The organism is Colwellia sp. Bg11-12, assembly GCF_014076955.1.
Classification (GTDB): domain Bacteria; phylum Pseudomonadota; class Gammaproteobacteria; order Enterobacterales; family Alteromonadaceae; genus Colwellia_A.
Window position 1 is genome coordinate 63,964 of the sequence record NZ_JACGUZ010000080.1, and the last position, 15,331, is coordinate 79,294.

Annotated in this window: 18 protein-coding genes; 5 read left to right on the top strand and 13 right to left on the bottom strand. The window is 37.1% G+C overall.

Annotation, left to right across the window (positions count from 1 at the left end):
* Positions 1 to 213: 213 nt before the first annotated feature.
* Complete coding sequence (locus H4J39_RS19335; RefSeq protein ID WP_182229484.1) at positions 214 to 1,332, bottom strand: methyl-accepting chemotaxis protein; 1,119 nt, start codon at positions 1,330 to 1,332, stop codon at positions 214 to 216.
* Between the two features lie 143 nt (positions 1,333 to 1,475).
* On the opposite strand from H4J39_RS19335, the gene H4J39_RS16715 reads away from it, so the two are divergent.
* The gene (locus H4J39_RS16715; RefSeq protein WP_182229485.1) at positions 1,476 to 1,994 is read left to right on the top strand and encodes a fused DSP-PTPase phosphatase/NAD kinase-like protein; all 519 of its coding nucleotides are present in this window, start codon (positions 1,476 to 1,478) and stop codon (positions 1,992 to 1,994) included.
* Positions 1,995 to 2,052: 58 nt separating this feature from the next.
* Here H4J39_RS16715 and H4J39_RS16720 read toward each other — a convergent pair whose 3' ends face one another.
* The 11 genes from H4J39_RS16720 to H4J39_RS16765 form a co-directional block, all read right to left on the bottom strand.
* Complete coding sequence (locus H4J39_RS16720) at positions 2,053 to 2,382, bottom strand: YbaB/EbfC family nucleoid-associated protein (protein WP_182180286.1); 330 nt, start codon at positions 2,380 to 2,382, stop codon at positions 2,053 to 2,055.
* A gap of 63 nt (positions 2,383 to 2,445) precedes the next feature.
* Positions 2,446 to 4,518, bottom strand: a complete 2,073-nt coding sequence (dnaX, locus tag H4J39_RS16725; RefSeq protein WP_182229486.1) for a DNA polymerase III subunit gamma/tau — start codon at positions 4,516 to 4,518, stop codon at positions 2,446 to 2,448.
* Between the two features lie 8 nt (positions 4,519 to 4,526).
* Positions 4,527 to 5,081 carry an adenine phosphoribosyltransferase gene (gene apt / locus H4J39_RS16730; protein ID WP_220462241.1) on the bottom strand — a complete coding sequence of 185 codons (555 nt, stop codon included), beginning with the start codon at positions 5,079 to 5,081 and terminating at the stop codon, positions 4,527 to 4,529.
* Between the two features lie 52 nt (positions 5,082 to 5,133).
* Complete coding sequence (locus H4J39_RS16735) at positions 5,134 to 5,517, bottom strand: response regulator (RefSeq protein WP_182229488.1); 384 nt, start codon at positions 5,515 to 5,517, stop codon at positions 5,134 to 5,136.
* Between the two features lie 40 nt (positions 5,518 to 5,557).
* Positions 5,558 to 5,683, bottom strand: coding sequence for a hypothetical protein (locus tag H4J39_RS19230; protein ID WP_259368870.1), 126 nt, complete (start codon positions 5,681 to 5,683; stop codon positions 5,558 to 5,560).
* Between the two features lie 195 nt (positions 5,684 to 5,878).
* Positions 5,879 to 7,150: a lipopolysaccharide assembly protein LapB gene (locus tag H4J39_RS16740; RefSeq protein WP_182229489.1), complete on the bottom strand. Its 1,272-nt coding sequence runs from the start codon at positions 7,148 to 7,150 to the stop codon at positions 5,879 to 5,881.
* A gap of 5 nt (positions 7,151 to 7,155) precedes the next feature.
* Positions 7,156 to 7,770: an energy transducer TonB gene (locus H4J39_RS16745; protein ID WP_182180204.1), complete on the bottom strand. Its 615-nt coding sequence runs from the start codon at positions 7,768 to 7,770 to the stop codon at positions 7,156 to 7,158.
* A 3-nt stretch (positions 7,771 to 7,773) separates the two neighbouring features.
* Positions 7,774 to 8,175 carry a biopolymer transporter ExbD gene (locus tag H4J39_RS16750; RefSeq protein ID WP_182180202.1) on the bottom strand — a complete coding sequence of 134 codons (402 nt, stop codon included), beginning with the start codon at positions 8,173 to 8,175 and terminating at the stop codon, positions 7,774 to 7,776.
* Between the two features lie 12 nt (positions 8,176 to 8,187).
* Positions 8,188 to 8,712, bottom strand: coding sequence for a MotA/TolQ/ExbB proton channel family protein (locus H4J39_RS16755; protein ID WP_182180200.1), 525 nt, complete (start codon positions 8,710 to 8,712; stop codon positions 8,188 to 8,190).
* A complete protein-coding gene (locus H4J39_RS16760) occupies positions 8,712 to 10,055 on the bottom strand; it encodes a MotA/TolQ/ExbB proton channel family protein (RefSeq protein WP_182229490.1) in 1,344 nt (447 codons plus the stop codon). The genes H4J39_RS16755 and H4J39_RS16760 overlap by 1 nt, the downstream gene beginning before the upstream one ends.
* The gene (locus tag H4J39_RS16765; RefSeq protein WP_182229491.1) at positions 10,055 to 10,834 is read right to left on the bottom strand and encodes a DUF3450 domain-containing protein; all 780 of its coding nucleotides are present in this window, start codon (positions 10,832 to 10,834) and stop codon (positions 10,055 to 10,057) included. Before H4J39_RS16765 ends, H4J39_RS16760 begins: the two co-directional genes overlap by 1 nt.
* A gap of 446 nt (positions 10,835 to 11,280) precedes the next feature.
* Between H4J39_RS16765 and H4J39_RS16770 the strand changes: the two genes are divergently transcribed.
* The 3 genes from H4J39_RS16770 (at position 11,281) to H4J39_RS16780 (ending at position 13,056) form a co-directional block, all read left to right on the top strand.
* Entirely contained in the window at positions 11,281 to 12,066 is a 786-nt protein-coding gene (locus H4J39_RS16770) for a TSUP family transporter (protein ID WP_182229492.1), read from the top strand.
* Positions 12,067 to 12,087: 21 nt separating this feature from the next.
* On the top strand, positions 12,088 to 12,693 hold the full coding sequence (gene priC / locus H4J39_RS16775; RefSeq protein WP_182229493.1) for a primosomal replication protein PriC: 606 nt from the start codon (positions 12,088 to 12,090) through the stop codon (positions 12,691 to 12,693).
* Positions 12,694 to 12,792: 99 nt separating this feature from the next.
* Positions 12,793 to 13,056, top strand: coding sequence for a late competence development ComFB family protein (locus H4J39_RS16780; RefSeq protein WP_182229494.1), 264 nt, complete (start codon positions 12,793 to 12,795; stop codon positions 13,054 to 13,056).
* Positions 13,057 to 13,059: 3 nt separating this feature from the next.
* On the opposite strand, the gene H4J39_RS16785 is transcribed toward H4J39_RS16780, so the two are convergent.
* Positions 13,060 to 13,755, bottom strand: coding sequence for a flagellar brake protein (locus H4J39_RS16785; protein ID WP_259368871.1), 696 nt, complete (start codon positions 13,753 to 13,755; stop codon positions 13,060 to 13,062).
* 250 nt (positions 13,756 to 14,005) lie between these two features.
* Here H4J39_RS16785 and H4J39_RS16790 point away from each other — a divergent pair, with 250 nt between their 5' ends.
* Positions 14,006 to 14,659 carry a nitroreductase family protein gene (locus tag H4J39_RS16790; protein WP_182229495.1) on the top strand — a complete coding sequence of 218 codons (654 nt, stop codon included), beginning with the start codon at positions 14,006 to 14,008 and terminating at the stop codon, positions 14,657 to 14,659.
* The last annotated feature ends 672 nt before the right edge of the window (positions 14,660 to 15,331 follow it).

Below are 15,331 nucleotides of genomic sequence, written 5' to 3' on the forward strand. Positions count from 1 at the left end.
AAACGACAATTAACAGTGGCAAAAAAAGTTAAAAAAATACAGACCTACATTAGATGCTCGCCATCTTATTATAATGTTCATCCTGAACATATATGCTCTTTGGTATCCATACCATCTCATTATACCGTTCATCCTGAACATAAATGCCATTCGGTATAATCGAATGGCATTTTTTGACTTAGGTATTATTAAAACCTTTTACAGAGATTTATCTTAATCAACTGCACCGATGTCTTTAGCTAATTGCTTAGAGAGTGACGTTAATGCATCAACCACTTTGAAACTTGCACTCTCCATCACTGTAAGTGCTTTTAGGGCACGTTCATTATCACCTTCAGCATGCGCCTTCAACGCTTCAATACCATAACTATGAACGTCAATATGTGGGGTTTCTATCTGCTTGAAGGCACTTTTACTGGCGTACTTTTCTGCTCCTTCTCCTTGGTAAAACCACTTTCCTAGTCGACACATCGTATGGTCAGTAAAGTCAGCAGCAGTTTTATCAGACATACCGAGCATCACCTTATAGACATCAAGTTTCCAAACGACATGGTCCATTTTTACCGTTTGTAAAAATGAATCGGCGGTAGTACTAGTGATAACCGAGTACATGTTTTTAGATAAGGTGACAATTTGCTTAGCCGTGGTTTCTATAGAAGAGGTACTCGCACTTATTTCTTCACTATTATCTCCCACATGGCTTATACCACTGATCACTTCTCCCATTTGTGTATTTACTTGCTCAATAAGATTGGATATTTCATTAGAAGCTTCTGCCGAGCGTTGTGCCAATGTTCGGACTTCATCGGCAACAACAGCAAAACCTCGACCTTGCTCTCCCGCCCTAGCGGCTTCTATGGCGGCATTTAATGCCAATAAGTTTGTTTGGTCTGAAATGCCTTTAATAATATTTACAAAGTCATTAATACCTGATGTTACTGTTTTTAATTGATCGGCTGATGAAGAAGCCGCTTGAGTATCTGTAGATATTTGTGAAGTAGAAATAATCGTGCTCGACAGCATCTCCATAATTTGGTCAAAGAGCGCTTGTGACGATTGAAACGTATCTCGATGTTGATTTAAATGGGCTGATGACAAGGCTAGATCTTCACGAATAAGGTTAACGAGCGACGATGATTGCAGCCATAGTTTATTTATTTCTTCTTGCGTACGATAACGTGTAGAATTAATTGAAATATCTTCGACAAGTTGACCACTCTCTTTTTCAGCTAAAGATAAATCAGCCTCTAACGTTTCGATACGTGTCTTTAATTGACGGTTCTCAATAGTAAGCCGGGAAATTTCTTCTTTATTTTTTGCACCAAAAATCATGTTATTTACTGCCTTTAATATAAGATTTCATATTGTTAATATATATTAAAAAAAGCCGATGCATAGGCTTTTTTAGCTATATATATAAGAGTATGCTAAAAACAACAATGCTTAAATTAATTAACAAAACGGAAGTAGAAACAATGAATAACGCAATAAAGGTATTTACGGTTTTATTTATTCTAACATTATCTTTTTCAAACTATGCCCTAGCATCAGATAGTGTTATTGAAAAAATATCAGCAAAAAATGTTCAACAGTTTAGCCCGCAATTTATTATTGCTGGTCAACCTAACGAAAATGATTTAGTTATATTATCGAAAAATGGTATTAAAACGGTAATTAACTTACGTGGTGAAGGTGAATTTAACGGGTTTGACGAACAAGCCAAAGTAGAAGCGTTAGGCATGAATTATATCGCAGTGCCCATTAACGGTGCCAGTGGTATTAATAAAGAAAATCTCGCGCTATTTACTTCAGCAATATCAAATCAAGAGAAAACATTTGTTCATTGCGCAAGTGGTAACCGTGTTGGTGCTATGTTCGCACTAGATGCACACTTCAATCACGGTAAAAATATTGAAGAAGCAATCACTACAGGAAAAAGCTCGGGCTTAGCAAGCTTAGAATCGACTGTTAGAGAGATTATCATAACTCAGTAAGTAAAATGCCAGTTTCTTGTTAAAGAAACTGGCACATTAATTCACAACGTAACGTTGATTAAAACGGCATTTTCATCCCAGGTGGTAATTGCATACCACCGGTTAAAGCACCCATTTTATCTTTATTTTGTTCTTCAACACGACGAACGGCATCATTAAACGCCGCTGAAATCAGATCTTCAAGCATATCTTTATCATCAGCCATAAGACTATCGTCAATTTCAACACGTCGAACGCTGTGACTACCTGTCATCGTTACTTTAACCATACCGGCACCTGACTCACCGATAACTTCCATTTTAGCTAATTCTTCTTGGGCTTTAGCCATTTTTTCTTGCATTTGTTGGGCTTGTTTCATTAAGTTGCCCATGCCACCTTTCATCATAATCTTTTCTCCAAAGTTCTATTACCGGCAAAGATAGAGCTTAACACGGCAAATATCAAGTAGCAGTTATAATGCTACAATTGTGTTTTCATCTAATTGTGCTTGAAAATGCTTTTTCAAGCCCATAATTATTTCATCATTTTCTAATAATTCTTTCGCATAATCATAACGTTTATCATTGATATGCGATTGAATTTGATACGGATCATGCGAAGTCTCGTCGACTATCGTTAATTCTACAGTAATTTTTCGCTTTAAAAACTCAGAGATGGATTGCTCTAGCTTTTTGTGAGCAACATCACTGTTTAAATGTTTTGTCGCTTGATTTAAATTAAGTAGCAACAAATCGTCAGTAGATTGCTCATTAACTGTTGCATGTATTGCTAATTGACGCAGACGCCCGGTAAGTGACATTGCATCAATCATATTTGCCCATTTATCAACTTGGTTTGCTGAGCGAATCTTGGCTGGGTCAATCACATTTACATCAAAAGCCTGCTCTGAAATAGACTCAAACCTAGGAATATCAAGTCTTGGTGCTTCCTCTATTTTTGATACCATAACCTCGTTACTGGAAGTATCTTGACGCCCTATAGCGTCATCAGACTTTTTTGCGCTTTTCTCCAAACCTTTTTTTCGACTACGTAGCATATTTCTTGTTGCTAAAGCACGCTCTATAGGCGATTGAACAGAGGGTGTATCGCTAATTGATGGTTCAATATCTATATTTTCAGGAGCAACCGTTGAGTTGTGATCAACTTGTTCTAATGAATTATCAAAGGGTGTTAAAGTCTCTGTATCAATATAACGAGGAGAATTATTCTCTTGCTCTATATCCCCAAGTGCATTTATTTCTAAAGGAGGTATTTCAGCCGGTGATAATGGCGGTGTTATCGCTTCAATCTCTGGTAAAGTGTTAGCTTCCTCAAAAGAAGGCTCCTCTGTTACCAGGTTAACGTTGCTCAATGTTTTATTGATATTTGTTTCGTCAAATGTGACATCATCGAAATCATTTGTAGCGCGGGTAGAATTATCAGGAATGCTTTCACTATTTTTTATTGGTGTAAACGCCAACAACCGAAGTAATAGCATATCAAACGCCGCTTGCTCGTCTGATGCATAAGGCAAATCTTTTCGTCCATTGAGCACAATTTGATAGTACAACTGAATATCTTCAGCGCTCATGGCTTGACTGAATTTTTCAACCAGGAGGTTATGCTCTGGTGATAAATCAAAGTGTTGCCCGATGACTTGTGTCATGGCTACCTGATGTAACAACTGAATAAGTTCAGCGGTTAAACGACTGTAATTAGGTGCATAAGAAGCAATGTCTAATGAAAGGTGCATTAGCGCCTTTGGGTCTTGCTTTAACAACGTAATGAGTATTTTAAAGACCCAGTTTTGATCGACACCACCAAGCATTTGCTGCACATTGGCTAAGGTAATACTCCCCTGGCCTTGTGCAATACTTTGGTCGGTTAAGCTTAAACAGTCACGCATACTGCCGCGAGCGGCTTTTGCTAATAACGTTAAAGCGCCCTTTTCAACTGAAACATTTTCTGCATCAAGTATCTGCTGAGTCTTTTGCTCTATTTGACTCACCGTTAATGCTTTTAAATGAAATTGCAAACAACGAGATAACACAGTAACAGGAAGTTTTTGTGGATCAGTTGTCGCCAAAATAAACTTCACATGCTCAGGTGGTTCTTCAAGCGTTTTCAATAACGCATTAAAACTACTACGAGAAAGCATATGAACTTCATCAATTAAATAAACTTTATAACGGCCTCGTGTTGGCGCATATTGTACGTTATCAAGAATTTCACGGGTATCATCAACTTTTGTTTTAGAAGCGGCATCAATTTCGAGTAAATCAATAAAACGGCCTTGGTCGATATCTTGGCAAGTATCACAAACGCCACAGGGTGTTGAAGTAATACCTTGTTCGCAGTTCAAACTTTTAGCAAAAATTCGAGCTATCGTCGTTTTGCCAACACCACGCGTCCCCGTAAATAAATAGGCATGATGCAAACGCTGCTGTGCTAGCGCATTGACTAAAACAGTAACGACATGTTCTTGACCCACTAATTCTGTAAATTTTTTAGGGCGCCATTTACGTGCTAATACTTGATAACTCATATTACTGCCTAATCGCCGTTATATTGCAATAAAGAGTGAATAGATAACCCAAGATCTGTTAAACGTTTTTCTCCGCCCAAATCAGGTAATGAAATCACGAAAGCAGCGTATTTAACTTCAGCCCCTAGCCCTTTTACAAGGCTCATCGTTGCTTCAATTGTTCCACCCGTTGCAAGAAGATCATCTACTATTAAAACTTTATCATTGCTGGTTAATGCATCTTGATGAATTTCTAACGTATCAGTACCATATTCTAATTGATAGCTTTGGCTATTCCTGGCTCTTGGAAGCTTGCCAGGTTTACGAACAGGAATAAAGCTTATCCCTAGCGCTAGGGCCAAAGGAGCACCAAAAAAGAAACCACGCGCTTCGGTACCAATAATTTTAGTAAAACCGTGATCTTTATATTTAGCAGCAAATAAATCTATCGTTAACTGGTAAGCAGCAGGGTTATCGAGCAGGCCAGTAATATCACGAAATAAAATACCTGGTTTAGGATAGTCAGGAACAGCATGAATTGAATTTTGTAAAAGTAAAAGTTGTATTTCGGTCATCGTTAGCATATCAAAAGTATAAATTTATGAAGGCTAAAGAATAAAGCAAAAGCAGGATGATTTACAGTGAATAACGACTTGTATTGTTTTTATTTATTATATTTACAGCACTGAGCAAACGGTTTTCGTCAATTGGCTTCGCTATAATAGCTTCAAAAGAAAAGAAGCGGGTTAGCGCGATGACATCAGTTGTATTTTGCGTCGTCATAAAAATAATAGGAATATTAGCTGTATTTGGATTTTTAAGAAGGTTTCGGCTTAGTTGGATACCATTCATAACAGGCATAAGATGGTCAATAATAAACAAGTCAAACGGTTGTTGTTGCGCCTTTTCAAACGCATCTAAACCGTTTGAAGCTGTATCAATGGTATTCCCTTGTTGTTCCAGCAATGGCCTAATAAAATCTAAGACCTTCTTTTTATCGTCAACAAGCAATATATGCATAGTTTTAATTCTTCTTAATTTTTAGTTAAATGAACAGTTACTAATTTGAAAGAAGCGTGAACCAACCCATAACCATGGGTAAAAGAGGTGCAGAGAATAAGGCAATAATAGCTACCAATAAATGACGTTTCGATGTGCTGTCTTTAAAGTCTTCGTTATCTGACATTATTATTCCTGTAACTACAAAATTATGAGCGCGCATTCTAGCCGAGAACGTAATTTATTTCTAGATAAACTTGATCTAGATCAAAAAAGAACGGGTTAATTCATCTCCTTCTCTCTTTATATAAGCCAGCAAATAAAATTCTAGATATAAAAAAACCAGCCCCGAGGCTGGTTTTTAAAACGAAAACACAAGAAACTAAATAGAAACGTTCTTACGTGCCGCTGTATCTTTTATGTAACTAACCCAACCTTTAGCTGTTCTACGAGCCTTAGGGTCTTTTAATGCTTTTTGAACATAAACATAGGCTTGTTTATAGTCTCCAAGATAAAAGTAAGATTCTGCAATACTTTGATTCAGTCGACCTTCGTTTGATACACCTATTTCAATAGCTTTCTTTAAAGCAACGATCGCTTTAGCGAACTGTTCATCTTGATTTAGCAACATACCTTGCTTGCTATAATGCTTAGATAGATTAGTCATTTTAGCTAATTCGCCATAATAACCGGCAGCTTTGCTAATATGCTGAGACGCATGCCATGTATTTGCTAAAGTGAAAACATTCTTATCATCACGTTTAACAACACCTGAATCTATATATTTTTCCAGTAAAACCGCTGCTTTATGAGGGATTTCACTTTGAGCATATAAATTCGCAAGCATAACTATCTCGCTTTCTTTATCAAGAAAACCTTTCTTATAAGCTAATTCCAATGTTGATAAACTTTTTGGATAATTCTCAGTCATCGCATAAAATGAAGCTAACTGAGTCCAAAACAATTTAATGTCAGGAAGTACTTGTACTGCAGTTTCTAAAACCCCAACACATTCCTTATACATTTTACGTTCATAGAACGCATTTAGCTTAAGAACATAAGGATTCTGATTAACTTTATCACCTAACTCAGCGATAGCATTATCAGCAGCTGGAACAACTTTAGCGTACTGTTTGAGTTCTAAATTAGCCTGAGCTATTTTCATCCAAACATTGGCATCAGATTTTCCAGTGAAGTCCATCCAAGCATCGTATGCTATTAGTGCTTCTTTGTAACCTTGGACTTGCATTTGCAAATCACCAATGACTTTTAATGCATCAGCTTGCTCTGTTTCGTTAAGAATATCAGGTGCAACAGCTTTATTAAGATAATCGATTGCATTTTTTTCATCACTTTTTTGGGCATACATCATACCAATAAAGCGATTCAAGAAAGCAACGTCGTAATCTTTTTTTGCATTGATGTCTAATAGCAGAACTAAAGCATTATCAACGTTAGAACCATCATCAGCTTCAACACCGTAAGCTTCAAATGCTTTCGCTACCTTTTTACCAACAGATGCACCTACAAGCTGAGTTTTACGCTTTGGTTTTTCTGCTTGGTCTGCTCCTACAGCATAAGCTGTAGAAGACAAAGGTAAATGAGCAATCGTTACTGAACCTATGATCAATATAGATATAAAAATCTTATTCATTCTGATTACCCCTTATTCATACTGAAGTCTAGTTGTACAGTTAAACCAGGACGACGCATAGCTTTACCATCAACAACTTTCGGTTTGTAACGCCATTTTTTCAAAGCACGTTTAGCCGCTTTGTCAAATATACGTCTAGGATCTGCATCCATAACCTCAACATCTTCAACACCACCGAGTTCGTTAATGGTAAATGAAAGCTTAACCCAGCCTTCTTTACCGTCACGAGCAGCTTGCTGTGGATATTTAGGGTCAATACGTACAATCGGCGATGCATCACCATCACGTCCAAAACCAGCTCCCGGAGGAGACATACCCGTATTTGCGCCTGATAACTGCACGCTCGGCATGTTAAAGGTTAAGCCACCTGAATTGTTATTCACTTCAGGCTCTGGAGCCTGAGGCTTAGGTGGTGTTTTTGGCGGCGGAGGCGGCGGCGGCGGTACACGCTGTCGACGCTCAGCTGCTGACTTAGGCGGCGTAGTATTAACTTCTACAACAATATTATTCAATGACTCTTGTTTCGTCATGTCACCACTTGAAACAAGAAAGGCCATAAAAGAAAATAGTGCAAAAGTTACCGCTGCGCCTAGTAGTAATGAAACTAAAAAGCGAACCATAAACTACCCCTTAGCTGCAGCAATAGAGATTCTATCTATACCTGCATCTTTAATCGCATCCATCACTTTAACAACAATGCCATGTTTTGCATTTTTGTCTGCTTGAATGATAACAACATCAGTTGGTTGCTCTGCTAACAATTTTTCAATGTTTGCTGCAACACGTTCGACATCAACGCGACGTTTATCTAACCAAATCTCACCATTTTCTCTAACAGCAATAAAGATGTTAGCTGATTTTTGCTTGCTTTGGTTAGCCGCTTTAGGTTTGTTTACTTCAATACCAGCTTCTTTTACAAATGAAGTGGTTACAATGAAGAAGATCAGCATGATAAATACGATGTCAAGCATCGGTGTCATATCAATTACTGCTTCTTCGTCTTCACGAATACGTTTACGTGCCATTCGAATATCTCTCTAGTGATGAGGTAAACTGTCAACCAGTTTAGCCTTTGCTAGTTTAACTTTAGCGTCTAACCTTGAACTGAAAAACACTCCTGATAATGCAGCAACCATTCCCGCCATTGTCGGGATAGTAGCCATTGATATACCAGCAGCCATCAGACGCGGATTACCTGTACCTTGTTGAGCCATAGTCTCAAAGACACCAATCATACCGGTGACCGTACCAAGTAAGCCAATCAGTGGACACATTGCCACTAAGGTTCTAATTGTGAGCATACGCTGCTCTAGTAATTCTGTCGCTTCGGAGATCCAAGTATCTCTAATCCGATGGGCATACCAAGATGTAGTATCTTGGCGTGCATCCCAACGATTGACGATATCGTCTTTCATTGCAGGATAAATTTTTGATAAGAACCAGTAGCGTTCAATCATCATTACCCACATCAGTAAGAGAGCGAAGGCAACAACATATAAAACGTTACCACCTGTCGCAATAAAACTCCTGACAGATTCCCAAAGCTCTATCAGGAATAACATTATTTAGACTCCTTCTCAGCAATCGAGGCGATTAGTCCTGCAGTTTGCTCATCAAGCTTTTGCAATACAGACTTACTTTTACCCGCAACAACGCTGTGGATTAAGATAAGAGGTAATGCACAAATTAGACCTAATGCAGTTGTTACAAGTGCAAGAGAGATGTCACCCGCCATAATTTTCGGGTCGCCTGTACCAAATAATGTAATCGTTTGGAAGGTCATGATCATACCAATAACCGTACCTAATAGACCCATTAAAGGAGCAATAGCAGCGAACATCTTAATCAAGTTAATACCACGATCAATTTTTGGTGTTTCGCGTAAAATAGCTTCATCAAGTTTAAGTTCAAGTGTTTCAGCGTCAACATTTCTGTTTTCGTGATAAACCTTAATTAAACGACCTAATGGGTTATTGTCAGTTGGATTTTCAAGGTCTTTTTCTTGAGTCTTGATACGTGAACTAACCGTACTTAAGAAAATCATACGTTCTAAAGCGATTAAGAAACCAATAACTAACAATACTGTAATTGCGTAACCAACAGTGCCACCTTGATGATAGAATTCCATAAGTACTCTTTTACGAGTTTCAAGGGCTAATATACCGCCACGTGAAGGATCTATATATAAAGGATGATGACCTGAAGTTTCAGCAAAGAAATCAGAAGCAGTGTCAGTAATGTATCCAGATGGTTGTTTAGCCAAAGGTTGAACTTGACCAACTTCATCATTGTAGTTTAAGAAACCGTTCGCAGAAACTAAGTTAAAAGTACCGATACGTGTAATAGTTTCCGTAGATTTTGAACCATCTAAGCTCGTTACATCTGAGCTAAACTGAGACACTTTACCTGATTGAGTCATTTCGGTTTGCAATGCAATCCACAATTCTTCAAGTTGCTCAAGTTCAGGAATTTCTTTTGAGTTAGCGATAACATCAAGAACTTTGCCACGACCAGGAAATTCAGCACTTACAATTGAAGTAACTACTTGACCATAGGCATCAGCAGCGGCAGCACGAGTAACACCGAACATTTCGCCTAAAGTACCTGTAGCATTAGCAAGTTCTACAGACTTCTGCGCGAGAGTGATCTCATTTGCTGCATACTCATTAGTTAAGCGATTGTTACGAGTATTTTGATTAGCTAATTCTTTTTTAGCTTTATTCAAAAGTGCTTGTTTGTCAGCACGAGCCGATGTGAACTCTGCTTCACGCTTTTTATCAAGCTTGCCTTCAGAGATTCTATCGTTTTTAACTTGCTTTAATAAATCATCTAAATCATTAGCTAGGGCTGATGTTGCTACCGTCATTGAGGCAGCAAGCATTATAAAGTTAATAAATTTTTTCATTATTTAGCTCCTGCTGCAAATACTGGTAATTTAGTTAAGTTCTTAGGTAATTGATTACGCGCCATGGCGATAGCATCTTTAATAGGTTTTAAATATTCGTCACCTAATGCTTCCCAACCGCGAGTTTCATTATTCCAAACCCAAACGTTTTTCATGTCTAGTGATTGTGCAACTAAAGAAACACGTCCCATATGAACGAAATCAGCAGTGATTACACGGTCGCCTAAATCAAGTTCACCTTGGTAAGCTGCAAAAACAGTACCGTAGTTTGCTTCAATTTCATAAGCTTCAAGTACCATGCGGAACTGTTCTGAAACTGATACATCTGATGAACTTAATAAATCACGTAAATTTGCAACACGCTCTTTACGAGATTCAATGTTCACAGGAATATCTAATTCAACAAATTTATCTAACGTATCAATCATCTTATACATAAGAGGAACAATACCTTGCTTAGTTTTTTCAATACCAGCGATTTGAACTTCTAATGAATTAATATTCGCGAGTTGGTCATTAACCATCAACTGAATGTGATCATTGTACTGAGATAAAGTTTCAGCTTCATCAACCGTTAAACGATACTCACCTAAAAGTTCAATAGTTTGTTCATAAATACTATTGATTTTTAGTTGTGATCTTTTAGAAGCTTGAAATGTAGTAGCTTCTGCTTTTTGTAGTTCTTTTAATGCATCTGCAGAAGCAAAGTTGCTTGCTGTTAATGCTAATGTGCCAATTATCGTTGAAGCGATAAGGCTTTTCTTGCTAAATTTGGACATAGTTCCCAACCAATTGCTATTGAATGTGGATAACATGGAGATGTTAACGCAAATCTAATAATCTGCCATTTTAAGTTTTTATTTCTCTAGAATAAAACCATGCAATATTCCCAGACGACAGCGTTGCTGTCAACTAGGTACATAAAAAAGGCTGCTAATTACCGGCAAATCACGTGAATAAGCCAGTTTTGTTACACGAAATAAACATCCGGTTAAAAAACCCTAAAAGATCAAGGCAACTTTTTGATTAAATCGGTTAACAAACAAACACAATTCTCTGTATATATAATTGCTCCTATTAGTTTTACTAATTCATTCGTACTAAGTCAAATTTATTTATTAAAATATTCAAAATATTTAGACAAAAAATGTGAATAAAATGACATATTTACTGTTAACAACCGTGCTACTATTCAGCTATAGCACTAATTTACCTATATTTAATTATGTTAATTGATTCAACTTTTAATTTTGAAATTTGGTTCACACTATGCGCCATTGGTTTCATTGCCGGACTCATCGATGCGATAGCGGGAGGTGGAGGTATGCTAACTGTCCCAACTTTGCTCTCTGCGGGTTTGCCTCCTCATATTGCGTTAGGAACAAATAAACTGGCGGCCTCTTTTGGCTCACTGACAGCCTCAGTAACATTTTATCGTAAGAAGCTATTTGATCCCCATTTTTGGCGACTTTCTATTATATATACCGCAATAGGTGCTGTTTTAGGGACTTTGGCTGTTGGATACTTATCAAATGATTTTCTTGAGAAATCTATACCGATACTTATTGTAATTACGGCTATTTATACTTTGCTTTCGAAAACAGTTGTGACCGAAATCAAAGGCCTCCCCCCCTTATCTGTCCGTATAAAAAAGATACAAAGCACTCAAGGCTTCATCCTAGGATTTTACGATGGGTTAGCAGGTCCTGGCACTGGCGCATTTTGGACAGCATCTTCAAGTGCCCTATACAAAATAAACATTTTGCTTAGCTGTGGTTTAGCGCGTTCAACCAATTTTGTTAGCAACATCTGTAGTTTATTAACCTTTGCTTACTTCGGATATGTTAACTTTGTTATTGGTATTTCGATGGGAATATTCATTATGTTAGGCGCTGGTGTAGGCTCACATTGGGCAATAAAATTTGGTAATCGCTTTATTCGCCCCGTTTTTATCGTCGTCGTTATTTCTATGTCAGTAAATTTAACTTATCATGCATGGTTCTCTCAATAACAATATACATAGGTTGTCAAAATGCAATTATCGCTCGACAGAATTACTGCTGTTTTAGATAGCCTAGCAGAGCAAGCTAAAATTATAGATGCTGAAAATCAGCAAACCAAATCTCATTATTTATTGAAAGATAAAGACATATTTTCAGAAGCCTTATTTGTTACTAATAGTGATAAAATACAAGCATATGTAGATGAGGTGCGTGGTAAGACCATCGAATTATCAAGATTGCTTCACAGTGGAAAAAAAGAACTTTCTCAAAATAGATTACAAGGTATTGAACAACAAATTTCAGCTATTATTAATGCCATAAGATCAAACAAAGGTATTCACCAAGAAGCACAATATAGACTTACAGCTATTAATGCCCGCCGGTATAAGAAAGCAGCAAAAGAGCTCTTTAAATCCAGTCAAGCGCTTTACCAGCAATTATCAGAGCACCACGAGTTTGAGCGACGATTACTTGTTATGCTTGAAGAAAGAGAACTCTTGCGCAAAAGCGCAACACCAAGCAAAGCTAAAAAATTATCAGATGAAGTGCTTGCTCTTCATCAAAGATTAGGTCGTTGTCGCCAAGCCATTTCAAAAATAGAGCGTCAAATAGAAGTTTCAGAAAAACCTCGTTGATATGACTAAAATAACTCGCTTTTTACCTCATCTGGCATTAATCTTAAATGACAATAAAAAATAAATTTAACTGCTTGTTAATTGTAAAAGAGGGTTGGAATGAGAATATCTGATGACATTCATAATTATTATGAAAAATTAGTCGTACAACATTTTGCTGCACTGAAATTAGAAGAAAAATATGAAGATGATTTTATTGCTGATTTAACTTGTGTGGTGTTAAATCAATTACCTACTCGTTATATTAGGCATGAAGTTGATATGTCTTTCTATTTGCCTGCCTCTGAACGTTTTGAAATGGAAAATAACGTCAAAGTGGCGATCAGCAAAGCCTTAGAGTTTATGAAAACACACCAGGCTTAATACCTATAAGAAACTTTCATTGATAAACAATTGTTCAAGTAAATTGCTCACTTGTTTATCATCATCAAAAAAGCTTATACCCACACTGACCTTACCTGCTTCATTCCTGCTATTACAGGCCCTTGCAGGTATTCTAATCTCTCCTGCACTTGGGTGCTGAATGCATACAAATATGTCGCATTTATTGACCGAAACCTTAAAGTTATCCGCTTTAAATATAAAACCACACCCTTTTACTGATATATCGGCAATGATGCCATTTAAACGCACTTCTTTTTTCTCTACCCCTTCCATATCCAACATAATAGATGCAGGTAAATGGGTAGTAATTCGTTGTTGTAAGCGAAGTTGACGGCTTTCTATTTTTTTAGGGTAATTTAGAATTAAGAAGCTTTCTGGATATTGGGTGATATGTTTAATGGTAGAACGAAAAGCAAAACACTCGCCGTGCTCTCCCTCTAAGATATAGCGAACAATAACAACATTACCTTCCACTAAAACATCTTGATATGAACTAACGCGATGAGTAACCGGATATTTAAGGATAATATATTTCCCCATTTCGTAGCCAATTAAAGGGACTTTAATACGAAGTTTTACCGGATGATTAATTTCTATATCAACAGGCTTCCCTGGCTGTAATTGAAACATATCAAATTTTCGGGTCTTAACTGATTCTTGGGGGGTAGATACTGACATTACGTCCTTGCAATATATTAAAAAACATCAGGTAATATAAACAGGTAACGAAATTAAAACAACGCTTTAATTTAACGATACGGCCTAAAAGGCTTACTTTAACTATTTGATAATAGATACTGGTAAATCGAAATATTAAAAAATTAGAAGAGTAAGCATAAATAATTAATTAGTTATACGGGCTTTGTTTTTAATAAAACAGCTCAACATAGTAAACATCGGCAAAATAGGCCACCTAACGGAGAACCCCATGACCCACCCAATTATTAGTGATTTAGAAAAACGTTACACTACTAAGCGCTATACAACCAGGCGTATTGCTCAAGATGACCTAGACGTAGTTTTTGAAGCTATGCGCCTTTCTCCTTCATCAATTAACTCACAACCTTGGAAGTTTATTGTTATTGAGTCTGATGAAGCTAAAGAACGTATGCATAATACCTTTGCTAATAAATTTCAGTTTAATCAGCCACATATTAAAACAGCTTCGCACGTTATTTTATTTGCTTACAATCCTGAATATACTCGCGATGATTACGCACGAGTAATTGATGCCGATATTAAAAATGGTCGTACCCAAGCAGAAAATCGTGAGCAAGCATTTGGCGCTTTTGCTTTTGTTGATATGAATACAGATGAGCAAGGCAACAATGCGACATGGACTAAAGCGCAAACCTACATTGCTTTAGGTAACACAATGCATGCAGCAGCGCGTTTAGGTATTGATTCGACCCCAATGGAAGGCGTAGATGCTGAGCTTATTGGTGAAGTTTTTGAAAAAGAATTAGGCGGTTATATATGTGAGGTAGCATTAGTTCTTGGCTATCACGATGATTCTGAAGATTATAACGCTAAGCTACCTAAGTCTCGTTTGACGAAAGAACAAATAATCCAAGTTTTATAAGCTTTTTAAAAAGCTTTAAACGCTAACCAATCTGAGTGTTGGTTAAATAAACTAAGCCACTTATATTTTAAGTGGCTTTTTTGTTGTTTAATAATCTTTGTAGAGTAAAAAAAGACCTGTGACGAAATCACTAGCCTAAAACTGTTTTATTAACCGGAACTCGGGGTTATTGCTTCAAGAGGGCAACGGCCGAATAAAGCTGTAGTGGATATGTTTTGAGGTGTTAATGATGTGACAATTATTGCTGGCGTAGCGCCAAATAATGTAAAGCTCAACTTTCTAAAGGCTTATTTTTTACAACGAGTTCTTAATGACTTCCAAACAGATTGATTACGATAGTAATAGATACCATTTCGACAATGTAAGTAGGGAATATTTGTAGCTTTCATGTTAGCAGTCCATGTAACAAAATTCTAAAAGGATGCGTAGCTGTTGAATAAAAGGGGAATTGGGTGGCAACCCTAGCAGCCACACCTCGGCACATGAGTCGTCTGCTGCGGTTGCTTCCTTCCTTAATGACCAAGACTTACAGAAATTAATTAAGAAATCATATTGTAGCAATTGTTGTAGCTAAAACAATTTAAATATCGTCGTCACTAAACTTTCTAATAACCCCCTTTTGCCACACATAAAGTTTTTCTGTTCAAGATGAAGCTAACAAGCGGGACTCTA

Excerpts from the sequence above, each read along its gene's own strand:
- H4J39_RS16755 (WP_182180200.1), bottom strand. The coding sequence starts at position 8,712 with ATGTTATTCCTGATAGAGCTTTGGGAATCTGTCAGGAGTTTTATTGCG.
- H4J39_RS19230 (WP_259368870.1), bottom strand. The coding sequence starts at position 5,683 with ATGTCAGATAACGAAGACTTTAAAGACAGCACATCGAAACGTCATTTA.
- H4J39_RS16765 (WP_182229491.1), bottom strand. The coding sequence starts at position 10,834 with ATGTCCAAATTTAGCAAGAAAAGCCTTATCGCTTCAACGATAATTGGC.
- H4J39_RS16750 (WP_182180202.1), bottom strand. The coding sequence starts at position 8,175 with ATGGCACGTAAACGTATTCGTGAAGACGAAGAAGCAGTAATTGATATG.
- priC (WP_182229493.1), top strand. The coding sequence starts at position 12,088 with ATGCAATTATCGCTCGACAGAATTACTGCTGTTTTAGATAGCCTAGCA.
- H4J39_RS16735 (WP_182229488.1), bottom strand. The coding sequence starts at position 5,517 with ATGCATATATTGCTTGTTGACGATAAAAAGAAGGTCTTAGATTTTATT.
- H4J39_RS16785 (WP_259368871.1), bottom strand. The coding sequence starts at position 13,755 with ATGTCAGTATCTACCCCCCAAGAATCAGTTAAGACCCGAAAATTTGAT.
- H4J39_RS16780 (WP_182229494.1), top strand. The coding sequence starts at position 12,793 with ATGAGAATATCTGATGACATTCATAATTATTATGAAAAATTAGTCGTA.
- H4J39_RS19335 (WP_182229484.1), bottom strand. The coding sequence starts at position 1,332 with ATGATTTTTGGTGCAAAAAATAAAGAAGAAATTTCCCGGCTTACTATT.
- dnaX (WP_182229486.1), bottom strand. The coding sequence starts at position 4,518 with ATGAGTTATCAAGTATTAGCACGTAAATGGCGCCCTAAAAAATTTACA.
- H4J39_RS16790 (WP_182229495.1), top strand. The coding sequence starts at position 14,006 with ATGACCCACCCAATTATTAGTGATTTAGAAAAACGTTACACTACTAAG.
- H4J39_RS16745 (WP_182180204.1), bottom strand. The coding sequence starts at position 7,770 with ATGGTTCGCTTTTTAGTTTCATTACTACTAGGCGCAGCGGTAACTTTT.
- H4J39_RS16715 (WP_182229485.1), top strand. The coding sequence starts at position 1,476 with ATGAATAACGCAATAAAGGTATTTACGGTTTTATTTATTCTAACATTA.
- H4J39_RS16740 (WP_182229489.1), bottom strand. The coding sequence starts at position 7,150 with ATGAATAAGATTTTTATATCTATATTGATCATAGGTTCAGTAACGATT.
- H4J39_RS16770 (WP_182229492.1), top strand. The coding sequence starts at position 11,281 with ATGTTAATTGATTCAACTTTTAATTTTGAAATTTGGTTCACACTATGC.
- apt (WP_220462241.1), bottom strand. The coding sequence starts at position 5,081 with ATGCTAACGATGACCGAAATACAACTTTTACTTTTACAAAATTCAATT.
- H4J39_RS16760 (WP_182229490.1), bottom strand. The coding sequence starts at position 10,055 with ATGAAAAAATTTATTAACTTTATAATGCTTGCTGCCTCAATGACGGTA.